The sequence below is a fragment of the Paenibacillus sp. GYB004 genome (assembly GCF_036577605.1).
Classification (GTDB): Bacteria; Bacillota; Bacilli; order Paenibacillales; family NBRC-103111; genus Paenibacillus_AB; species Paenibacillus_AB oceani.
Map to the genome: position 1 here is coordinate 39,150 of NZ_JARBDB010000042.1, position 10,532 is coordinate 49,681.

At 54.3% G+C, this 10,532-nt stretch carries 9 protein-coding genes; 7 read left to right on the forward strand and 2 right to left on the reverse strand.

Features of this window, described 5'->3' with window-relative positions; all coding sequences use genetic code 11:
* Positions 1–7: 7 nt before the first annotated feature.
* The 3 genes from clpP (at position 8) to ispG (ending at position 3,119) form a co-directional block, all read left to right on the forward strand.
* Positions 8–634, forward strand: a complete 627-nt coding sequence (gene clpP / locus PV433_RS18265; RefSeq protein ID WP_332073496.1) for an ATP-dependent Clp endopeptidase proteolytic subunit ClpP — start codon at positions 8–10, stop codon at positions 632–634.
* Between the two features lie 11 nt (positions 635–645).
* Complete coding sequence (clpX, locus tag PV433_RS18270) at positions 646–1,917, forward strand: ATP-dependent protease ATP-binding subunit ClpX (RefSeq protein ID WP_332073497.1); 1,272 nt, start codon at positions 646–648, stop codon at positions 1,915–1,917.
* 104 nt (positions 1,918–2,021) lie between these two features.
* Positions 2,022–3,119 (forward strand): flavodoxin-dependent (E)-4-hydroxy-3-methylbut-2-enyl-diphosphate synthase, encoded by a 1,098-nt coding sequence (gene ispG, locus PV433_RS18275; protein ID WP_332073498.1) that lies wholly within the window; start codon positions 2,022–2,024, stop codon positions 3,117–3,119.
* A 118-nt stretch (positions 3,120–3,237) separates the two neighbouring features.
* On the opposite strand, the gene PV433_RS18280 is transcribed toward ispG, so the two are convergent.
* On the reverse strand, positions 3,238–3,936 hold the full coding sequence (locus tag PV433_RS18280) for an N-acetylmuramoyl-L-alanine amidase family protein (RefSeq protein WP_332073499.1): 699 nt from the start codon (positions 3,934–3,936) through the stop codon (positions 3,238–3,240).
* Positions 3,937–4,193: 257 nt separating this feature from the next.
* On the opposite strand from PV433_RS18280, the gene lonB reads away from it, so the two are divergent.
* The 4 genes from lonB (at position 4,194) to PV433_RS18300 (ending at position 10,145) form a co-directional block, all read left to right on the forward strand.
* Positions 4,194–5,897, forward strand: a complete 1,704-nt coding sequence (gene lonB, locus PV433_RS18285; RefSeq protein WP_332073500.1) for an ATP-dependent protease LonB — start codon at positions 4,194–4,196, stop codon at positions 5,895–5,897.
* A gap of 264 nt (positions 5,898–6,161) precedes the next feature.
* Positions 6,162–8,498 carry an endopeptidase La gene (lon, locus tag PV433_RS18290; RefSeq protein ID WP_332073501.1) on the forward strand — a complete coding sequence of 779 codons (2,337 nt, stop codon included), beginning with the start codon at positions 6,162–6,164 and terminating at the stop codon, positions 8,496–8,498.
* Positions 8,499–8,517: 19 nt separating this feature from the next.
* A complete protein-coding gene (gene yihA, locus PV433_RS18295; protein WP_332073502.1) occupies positions 8,518–9,141 on the forward strand; it encodes a ribosome biogenesis GTP-binding protein YihA/YsxC in 624 nt (207 codons plus the stop codon).
* A 410-nt stretch (positions 9,142–9,551) separates the two neighbouring features.
* Entirely contained in the window at positions 9,552–10,145 is a 594-nt protein-coding gene (locus PV433_RS18300; RefSeq protein ID WP_332073503.1) for a non-ribosomal peptide synthetase module, read from the forward strand.
* Between the two features lie 171 nt (positions 10,146–10,316).
* On the opposite strand, the gene PV433_RS18305 is transcribed toward PV433_RS18300, so the two are convergent.
* On the reverse strand, positions 10,317–10,532 hold a 216-nt coding region (locus PV433_RS18305), incomplete at its 5' end, for a hypothetical protein (RefSeq protein WP_332073504.1).

Below are 10,532 nucleotides of genomic sequence, written 5' to 3' on the forward strand. Positions count from 1 at the left end.
TGATACAATGAATGCAGTTTACAAAAGAAATGAGGGAAACAATATGGGCCTGATTCCTATGGTGGTTGAGCAGGAAAGCCGGGGCGAGCGTTCGTACGACATCTACTCGCGCCTTCTGAAGGACCGCATCATTTTTTTGGGCAGTGCGATCGACGACGACGTGGCGAATCTGGTTATCGCCCAACTGTTGTTTTTGGCCGCCCAAGATTCCGAGAAAGACATCAGCCTCTATATCAACTCGCCTGGGGGCTCGGTTACAGCCGGCTTAGGCATTTATGATACGATGCAGTATATCCAGCCTGATGTTTCCACCATTTGCGTCGGCATGGCAGCCAGCATGGGTTCATTGCTGCTGACCGCAGGCGCGAAAGGCAAACGTTTTGCGCTTCCCAACAGCGAAGTGATGATTCACCAGCCGCTAGGCGGCGTTCGGGGACAGGCGGCCGATATTAAGATTCATGCCGACTGGATCTTGAAGACGAAGCACAAGCTGAATGAAATATACGTGCACCATACCGGCCAGCCGTACGACAAAATCGAGCGGGATACGGACCGGGACAACTTCATGAGTGCGGGGCAAGCCGTCGAGTACGGGCTCATCGACAAGGTGATAACTCATATTAATCAGCAATAGGAGGTGATCCTATGTTTAAATTCAATGACGAAAAAGGTCAGCTTAAATGTTCGTTTTGCGGCAAATCCCAAGACCAGGTTCGCAAACTTGTAGCCGGTCCTGGCGTATATATTTGCGACGAATGCATCGAGCTTTGCACCGAGATCGTTGAAGAAGAACTGGGCAGCGAAGAAGAACTGGAACTGAAGGACGTACCAAAGCCAAAAGACATCCGCTCGATTCTCGATCAATATGTTATTGGTCAGGAACAAGCGAAGAAGTCGCTTTCGGTTGCCGTTTACAACCATTACAAACGGATCAATTCGCAAAGCAAGCCGGAAGACGTCGAACTTCAGAAGAGCAATATCGTCTTGATCGGTCCGACGGGCAGCGGGAAAACGCTTCTGGCGCAGACGCTCGCCAAAATTTTGAACGTTCCGTTCGCTATAGCGGACGCAACTTCGCTTACGGAAGCCGGCTATGTCGGCGAAGACGTAGAGAACATCTTGCTGAAACTGATTCAAGCGGCCGACTACGACGTCGAGAAGGCTGAAAAAGGGATCATCTATATCGACGAGATCGATAAAGTGGCGCGCAAGTCCGAGAATCCTTCGATTACCCGCGACGTTTCGGGTGAAGGCGTTCAGCAGGCGCTCCTCAAAATATTGGAAGGAACGGTCGCATCGGTTCCTCCCCAAGGCGGACGCAAACATCCGCATCAAGAGTTCATCCAGATCGATACGACGAACATTCTGTTTATTTGCGGCGGAGCTTTCGACGGGATCGAACAGATCATCAAACGCCGGATCGGCAAAAAAGTGATCGGCTTCAGCAGCGAAGGTCACAAAACCGATCTGAAGCCGGGCGAATATTTGTCGCTCGTGCTGCCTGAGGATCTGCTGAAGTTCGGACTCATTCCTGAGTTCGTGGGCCGTCTGCCTGTGATCTCCACATTGGAGCCTCTGGACGAGTCCGCGCTCGTGCGGATTTTGACCGAACCCAAAAATGCGCTTGTCAAGCAATACCAGAAGCTGCTCGAGATGGATAACGTTGCCCTCGAGTTTAATCCGGAAGCACTCGACGCGATTGCTAAGGAAGCAATCAAGCGTAATACGGGAGCACGGGGACTGCGAGCGATCATCGAGGGAATTATGCTCGATGTGATGTTCGAGGTGCCTTCCCGCGACGACGTCATCAACTGCGTCGTTACGAAGGAAGTCGTCATGGACAAAATCTCGCCCGAGCTCAAAACCAAGGACGGCAAATCCGTTGCCGCCAAAAACAAAAAAGAAGAAAGCGCGTAAGCGCCTGTACCAATACGAACCGGCTTCCTCCAATCCGTTCGGAGTCCTTGATTTGGGCTCCGGACCGGAGCGGGGGATGTTTGGCATCATGGGGAGTGACGGCTATGTACCATCGTACCGAAACGAGGCCTGTCCGAGTCGGCGATCTGACGATCGGGGGAAGCAATGAAGTCATTATGCAGAGCATGTGTACGACCAAAACGGCGGACGTCAAAGCGACGGTAGCCGAAATACTCCGCCTGGAAGAGGCCGGCTGCCAGATTGTCCGGGTGACCGTCAACAATAAGGAAGCCGCCGATGCGATCAAAGAAATCAAAAAACAAATTCATATTCCGCTCGTTGCGGACATTCACTTCGACCACCGGTTAGCGCTGGCGTCTATCCAAAACGGCATCGACAAGGTGCGGATTAATCCTGGCAACATCGGCCGCCGCGAGAAGGTGGAAGAGGTCGTCAAAGCGTGCAAGGAACGCGGAATCCCGATCCGTATCGGTGTGAACGCAGGCTCGCTGGAGAGGCATCTGCTCGAAAAGTACGGGTATCCGACTCCCGATGCGATGGTGGAAAGTGCCCTTTTTCATATAGGAATACTGGAAGAACTTGATTTCCATGACATTATCGTATCCTTAAAAGCATCGGACGTGCCGATGGCCATCGCCGCATATTCGAAGGCGGCGGAGAAGTTCAACTATCCGCTTCATCTCGGTATTACCGAGGCGGGGACCCTGTTCTCGGGCGCAGTCAAAAGCGCGGCGGGGATCGGAACGCTGCTGCATCTCGGACTAGGTTCGACCGTCCGGATCTCGTTAAGCGCAGACCCGGTGGAAGAGATCAAGGTAGCCCGTGATTTGCTGAAAACGTTCGGGCTTATTACGAATGCCGCGACGTTAATTTCATGTCCGACCTGCGGGCGGCTGGACATCGATTTGTTCTCGGTAGCCAATGAAGTGGAGAGCTATATCGAGAAGCTCAAAGTTCCGATCAAAGTATCGGTGCTGGGCTGTGCGGTGAACGGGCCCGGCGAAGCGAAGGAAGCGGATATCGGTATCGCCGGGGCGCGCGGAGAAGGCATGCTGTTCCGTTACGGAGAGATGATCCGGAAAGTGCCGGAAGCCGAGCTGGTCAACGAGCTGAAAAAAGAAATCGACCACATCGTGGCCGAATTCGAACGTACGGGGGAAATTCCGGGACGGCGTCATTGATCCGGTTCGGCCGCCTGCCGTCGATCAACTCGGACAAGCCATAACGACAGGCTAAGCTTTCGGGTGAAGTCTCCTTCATACGATTGCTTGGTGATTTGCAGTCATGATGCAATTGACTTTAGTGGTCCACATAAAACACGAGCAGATAATCCAAAATGGCGGAGGCGATAGCCTCGGCTATTTTTTTTTGCCCTTCTGTCCGGGTCAGCATCGCACGGTCGGATTCGTTGCTGATGTAGCCCATCTCGATGATTACGGCGGGGGTTTGCGTCCGTTTGAGCAGATAGAAGGTTTTGCCTACGTAAGGCACCTCTTTCGTTCCGTAAAGCTCGTTAAGGCGGCTGGCGAGCAGATGAGCGGCTATGTAGCTGGGCTGGTTGAACTGATACAGCAAGCCGGGCCCCCGTGCGCTCGAATGCCGGGCCCAGTTCGTATGCAGGCTGACGGTCAGCTTGGGCTTCAACGCGTCGATGAGCAGCTTGCGCTGGGCCAGATCGCGAAGATGCCGGGAACGTGACCCGAGCCAGTCGTTGTCGTCGCTAAGAGCATAGTCGGTAGTCCGATTCAGGGCGACCTGCAGTCCGGAGGCGCGAAGTTTTTCGTACAACTGCTTGGCTATGAGCAGGTTCAGATGTTTCTCCAGCAGATCGCCGTGAGAAGTGCCTCCATCGATTCCGCCATGTCCGACATCGATAAGCACATCCACCTCAGAGATCGATTGGGGGATGGCTTGTACCGCAGCGCGAACAGGTCCGGTGTGCAGAAGACAAAGTAAGACGGCCATCAGGGCGCAGACGAACGGGTAACGTTTGTTCATTGCCTTCCTTCCCTTTCGTTGCAGTATGGTGATCAGCTTGGTCTGGTATGTGTAGGGTGACTCAAACAAATTATTCTCATTCGCCGATTAACGGATCGGGCAGAGGGGAATACTACCATGTATGCGATAAAAAACGAAGCTGCGGCAGTTGATGTCGGTTTTGGAAGGCTTACGAAGACAGCTTTTCCTCCGGAAAAGCTCAGCGAATGCTTACGAAGACAGCTTTTCCTCCGGAAAAGCTCTGAGGAGGGGTAACCATGAGTTTAAGCATCATTCTGATGATCATCCAGGTGTTTTTCGCCATCGTGATCGGGCTGTATTTCTGGAACTTGCTGCGCAACCAGCAAACGAACCGGACCGCCGTCGACCGGGAATCCCGGAAAGAAATGGATAAGCTGCGCAAGCTCCGCTCCGTCTCGCTGACGAAGCCGCTTGCGGAGAAGACGCGCCCGACGGCACTCGGCGACATTATCGGTCAAAAGGAGGGGCTGCGCGCACTCAAGGCGGCTCTGTGCGGTCCGAATCCGCAACACGTCCTCATATACGGTCCTCCTGGAGTAGGCAAAACGGCAGCGGCGCGGGTCATTCTCGAGGAAGCGAAAAAGAACGCTTCGTCCCCGTTCCGGTTCGACGCCAAGTTTGTGGAAATGGATGCGACTACGGCGAGGTTTGACGAGCGGGGCATCGCCGACCCGTTGATCGGATCGGTTCACGATCCGATTTATCAGGGCGCCGGAGCGATGGGCGTGGCGGGCATTCCGCAGCCGAAAGCGGGAGCCGTCACGAAGGCGCATGGCGGAATGTTGTTTATCGACGAGATCGGTGAATTGCATCCGATTCAAATGAATAAATTATTAAAAGTGCTGGAAGACCGCAAAGTGTTTTTGGAAAGTGCGTATTACAATTCGGAGGATATGAACATTCCGAGCTACATCCATGACATTTTTCAAAACGGTCTGCCCGCCGACTTCCGGCTGGTCGGAGCGACCACGCGGACGCCCCAGGAAATTCCGCCGGCGATCCGGTCGCGCTGCATGGAAATCTTTTTCCGTCCGCTTCTGCCCGATGAGATCGGTCAAATCGCGCGCAACGCGGTATTGAAGATCGGACTGAAAGAGACGCCGTCTGCCATCGAAGTCGTGCAGAAATATGCGACCAATGGCCGCGAAGCCGTCAATATTATCCAGCTGGCCGCAGGCATCGCGATGACCGAGCAGCGGAGCGAGCTGACGGCGGCGGATGTCGAATGGGTCGTGAACAGCAGCCAACTGACGCCCCGTCCGGAGAAGAAGATTCCGCCTGAACCGCAAATCGGCTTCGTGAACGGTCTTGCCGTATACGGTCCGAATATGGGGACGCTGCTGGAAATCGAGGTGACGTCGCTGCCGGCCTCCAAGCCCAAAGGCGGTACGTTTACAATCACAGGGGTAGTCGACGAAGAAGAGATGGGCGGGGGTTCCAAGACGCTTCGCCGCAAAAGCATGGCGCGCGGCTCGATCGAGAACGTGCTGACCGTCCTCCGCCGTTTGGGGATGCGTCCGGACGACTACGATCTGCATATCAATTTCCCGGGAGGCATCCCGATCGACGGTCCCTCGGCCGGCGTGTCGATGGCGACTGCGATCGCTTCCGCGATCCATCAGATCCCGGTTGACAACAAAATTGCGATGACCGGCGAAGTAAGCATTCACGGCAAAGTAAAGCCGGTAGGCGGTGTCGTCGCCAAGGTGGAGGCGGCTTTCCAGGCAGGCGCGACCAAGGTCATCATTCCGAAGGAAAACTGGCAGGAAATTTTCGCGGGCTTAAACGGGCTGCAGGTGCTTGCCGTCGATACGGTCGATGAAGTGCTCCAGCATGCGCTCGGCATTCGCAGCGAGGATGCTTCGTTCGGCGTGCCGAACGGGACGGACGTACTGATCGCTTCGCCGCTTCCGTACTTGCAGGCCAGACCCGAATCATAATTCAGGCACGCTGCGTTCAGACGGCGTTGGACCTGCTATAGGAATCGATGCCGCTCCAGGCGTCCGCTTCCAAAGTATCGCTTTGCCGTATCCCGGTTTCGCCAGAAGCTCGTGGGTGCGGCAAATTGGTGTTTTTATCTAGGTTTTGATAAAATGATGAACAAGTGATGAACACTGATGTGGAAAGAAAGCAATAAGCTTGTAAACACTCGCCCCTCGCGATCGTCCGGGGGAGCTCCGTAAAGTTTCTGGAGGTGCAGAGCATTGGGACTGAACAAAGCGAAAGTGCGCCGCTTGCCCCTTCTACCGCTGCGTAGCCTAATTGTATATCCGAGCATGGTTCTGCCTCTGGACGTCGGCCGCGAAAAATCGGTTAAGGCGCTGGAGCAGGCGATGGTAGACGACGAAATGATACTCCTCTGTTCGCAGTCGGAGATTAACATTGAAGAACCGCAAAAAGACGACATTTACCAGATCGGGACGATCTCCAAAGTGCGGCAAATGCTCAAGCTGCCGAACGGGACGATCCGCGTGCTGGTGGAGGGCGTCGTCCGCGCCGAGATCGTGGAATACGTATCCAACACGGATTATTACGAAGTGACCGTCAAGGAGCTGCCGGAGCAGGAAACGACCGATCCCGAGATCGATGCGCTTATGAGAACGGTGCGGAACCAGTTCGAGCATTACATCAATCTGTCCAAAAAAGTAACGCCGGAGACGCTCGCCGCCATTTCCGACATTCACGAGCCCGGCCGGCTGGCCGACGTCATCACGAGTCACCTGCCCCTGAAAATTAAAGACAAGCAGGAAATTCTCGAAACGGTGGAAGTGCGGGAGCGGCTGGAAAAGCTGCTCAATTTTTTGAGCAATGAGCGCGAAGTGCTGGAGCTTGAGCGGAAAATCAACCAGCGCGTCAAAAAGCAGATGGAAAAGACGCAAAAGGAATATTATTTGCGCGAACAGATGAAGGCGATCCAGAAGGAACTCGGCGAGAAGGAAGGCCGCGCGGGGGAAGCCGAGGAACTGCGTTCCCAGCTTGAGGAAGCCGGAGTGCCGGAGAAGGTCCGGGAGAAAATCGACAAAGAGATCGACCGGCTGGAGAAAATGCCGGCAACCTCGGCGGAAGGGGCGGTTATCCGCAACTACGTCGATTGGCTACTGGCCCTCCCTTGGTCCAAACGGACGGAGGACGACCTCGACATCAACAAAGCGGAGGACGTGCTGAACGAGGATCACTACGGGCTGGAGAAGCCGAAGGAGCGGGTGCTCGAATATTTGGCTGTCCAGCAGCTCGTACAGAAGATGAAAGGACCGATTCTCTGTCTGGTCGGCCCCCCGGGTGTCGGCAAAACGTCGATCGCCCGTTCCATCGCGCGTTCGCTGAACCGCAATTTCATCCGGATTTCGCTCGGCGGGGTGCGCGACGAGGCGGAAATCCGCGGACACCGCCGTACGTACGTAGGCGCGATGCCGGGCCGGATTATTCAAGGGCTCAAAAACGCCGGAAGCAACAATCCGGTCATGCTGCTTGACGAAATTGACAAGATGTCGATGGATTTCCGGGGCGATCCCGCTTCCGCCTTGCTGGAGGTGCTCGATCCCGAGCAAAACGGCACTTTTAGCGATCATTATATCGAACTGCCTTTCGATTTGTCGAACGTCATGTTCGTCACGACGGCCAACGCCGTCCACAATATTCCGCGCCCGCTGCTGGACCGGATGGAGATGCTGTACATTCCAGGTTATACCGAGCTGGAGAAACTGCAGATCGGCATCCGGTATCTTCTGCCGAAGCAGATCAAAGATCACGGGCTGACCGAGGATCAGGTGAAGATCGGCGAAGAGACGCTGATGAAGGTGGTCCGCGAATATACGAGGGAAGCCGGCGTCCGTAACCTCGAGCAGCAGATCGCCACGCTCTGCCGCAAATCGGCCAAGGAGATCGTATCCGGGGAGAAGACGACGATCGAGATTACGCCGGACAACTTGAAGGACTATCTTGGACCGGCGAAATTCCGCGTGAATCTGGCGGATCAGAACGATCAGGTCGGAGCGGTCAACGGGCTCGCCTGGACGGAAGTGGGCGGCGATACGCTCGTCATCGAGGTGACGGTTATGCCGGGCAGCGGCAAGCTGACCTTAACCGGCAAGCTGGGCGACGTCATGAAGGAGTCGGCGCAGGCCGCCTTCAGCTATACGCGTTCCAAGGCCGAGCAGCTTTCGATTGCCCCTGATTTTCATGAGAAAAACGATATTCATATCCATATTCCCGAAGGCGCGATTCCGAAAGACGGCCCTTCGGCGGGCATCACGATGGCGACTGCGCTGATCTCGGCACTGACGAACATTCCGGTATCCAAATCGGTTGCGATGACCGGAGAGATCACGCTGCGCGGTCGTGTGTTGCCGATCGGAGGACTGAAGGAAAAGTCGTTGGCCGCCCATCGCGCGGGGGTCAAAAAAATATTGCTTCCGAAAGACAACGAGAAAGATTTGCAGGACATTCCGGAGACCATCCGCAATGAGCTGACGTTCGTTCCGGTTCATCATATGGACCAGGTGCTGGAGCACGCGCTCGTCAGACCTGTGTCGATCGGGTGACGGGAGAGGGGAAACAACGGTGAACGTAACACAAGCGGAATTCGTCATCAGCGCGGTCGGACCGGCGCAGTATCCGGAAGAGGGGCTGCCGGAGATCGCGCTGGCCGGGCGGTCCAACGTAGGGAAATCATCGCTGATCAACAAGATGATCCAGCGCAAAAATTTGGCCAGAACGAGCTCGCAGCCAGGTAAAACGCAAACGCTCAACTTTTACAAAATCAACGGGGAGCTGTATTTCGTCGACCTCCCCGGGTACGGGTATGCCAAAGTATCCCGTACCCAGAGGGAGCAGTGGGGGAAATTTATCGAGCAGTATTTGCTCCAGCGGGACCGGCTGCGCCTGCTGCTGCTGCTCGTAGACGCCCGCCATCCGCCTACCCGCGATGATGTGAGCATGTACGACTGGCTCACGCATTTCAGCATTCCGGTATGCGTAGTGGCCACCAAAGCGGACAAAATACCGCGGAGCCAGTGGCAGAAGCACGTGAAGCAGGTGAAAGAAACGTTGTTCATGCGCGGCAGCGACCCGCTCGTCTTGTTTTCGTCGGAGACCGGACTAGGCAAAGATGAGCTATGGGCGATCATTCAGCAGCATACGGAAGTGGGACAGCCAGCTCCCAAAGCGGCACCTGAAGCGGACTGACATCAGTCCGCTTTGTTCGGGTCCGCAGGAGTCACCGGCACATCATCCTCAGCCCGATCGGGGCTTTCCCGGAGGAGACGGGATTAACTGCGGATCTGCGAGTAAAAGCTCGTAAGAAGGACTGAAAGAACGCATGAAGACGTCTCGCTCAGCAATCCAAAGTTTCTACGGACCGCTGCGGGATTTCGAGAAGTTTGGGGAAGAAACCGAGAGATCGGTGCGACTGGCGGTAATTCTTCCGGTTCGCAGCCGATTTTTCTGAATTTTGCTTGTTTTCAGCGAAAAAAAAGCAGGAATAATGATTCGCGATATAGTATAATAAATTAAGGTAAGAGCAAGAATCAGCGGATTTTCGAAATCAGAAAGCGCATCAGGTTCACGGGTTTAAAAAATAGAATCGAGGGATTTTTATGGCTCAGCGGTTAGCGACGGAATATGTCAAAACCTGCTTGACTTTATCGGAAGCCGAAATGATCCAGTTTATCAAGTTGTTTGACGTACAGGACGTTCAATTGGAAGTTCAGGTGCAAGTAACGGAGAACGGCAGTCAGGAGATCGTGCTCAGAGACGATTCCGGCGAAGAAGTTAGTCTCACGTTCGAACGCCGTCAGGGCAAGTATGTGTGTGAAGGCTCATGCCGTGTCAGCAATCCGAAGCTGTCCAACCTGATTCGCAAGGCGGTATCGCAGTTCAAGGGTGATGCGATCGTCAACCGGATTTACCCTGCCTTCACGATGAAATACGTCTACAAAAGAGGCTCAGTCGTACAAATATCCGAAATTACATCCGGTAAACATAAGCTAGTCTACGAATACAAGGACACGGTAGGCCAACTGGAACGATTGTACCGCCAGCAAAATGTGGAACGTCAAATCTCCAGCGTGTATTCCCAAATCGATCAACTGCTAGACGAACGGAACCGTTCAGACAGCGCATCCGGCCAGCGGAGCGTGGACGAACAATTGGCGCGGCTCGCGCACAAACTGTTCGAATTGGAAGCATAACCGAACCCTAACTTGGAAAGCAAAGAGCCGCAAGGCTCTTTTTTTGTTGATTTATCAGAAAGTATATCGTGGGAGTTGTTCTAAATCTTGGTAAACGCCAGCGTCAAAAGACGCCGGTAGGCGTTTATCCTTGCGTCGGCAATTGGACATGAAGCGGAAATTTGACTTCCGTTAATCCTGCTGCATACGGAATTTTCCTTCTATACCGGAGGTTTGGCTTCCCTTATTCTGTATTTTATAATCGCAAGGGCGAATTAATTGAGGAATAACGGAACCAATATTTCCGCTAAACATCGATTTCCTGCTGCGGCCAACAAATAACGGAAGCAAATCTTCCGGGAAAGAAGCTTCACAGGCTGCAACGGAGACCGCAAGAGCGGCTATTGC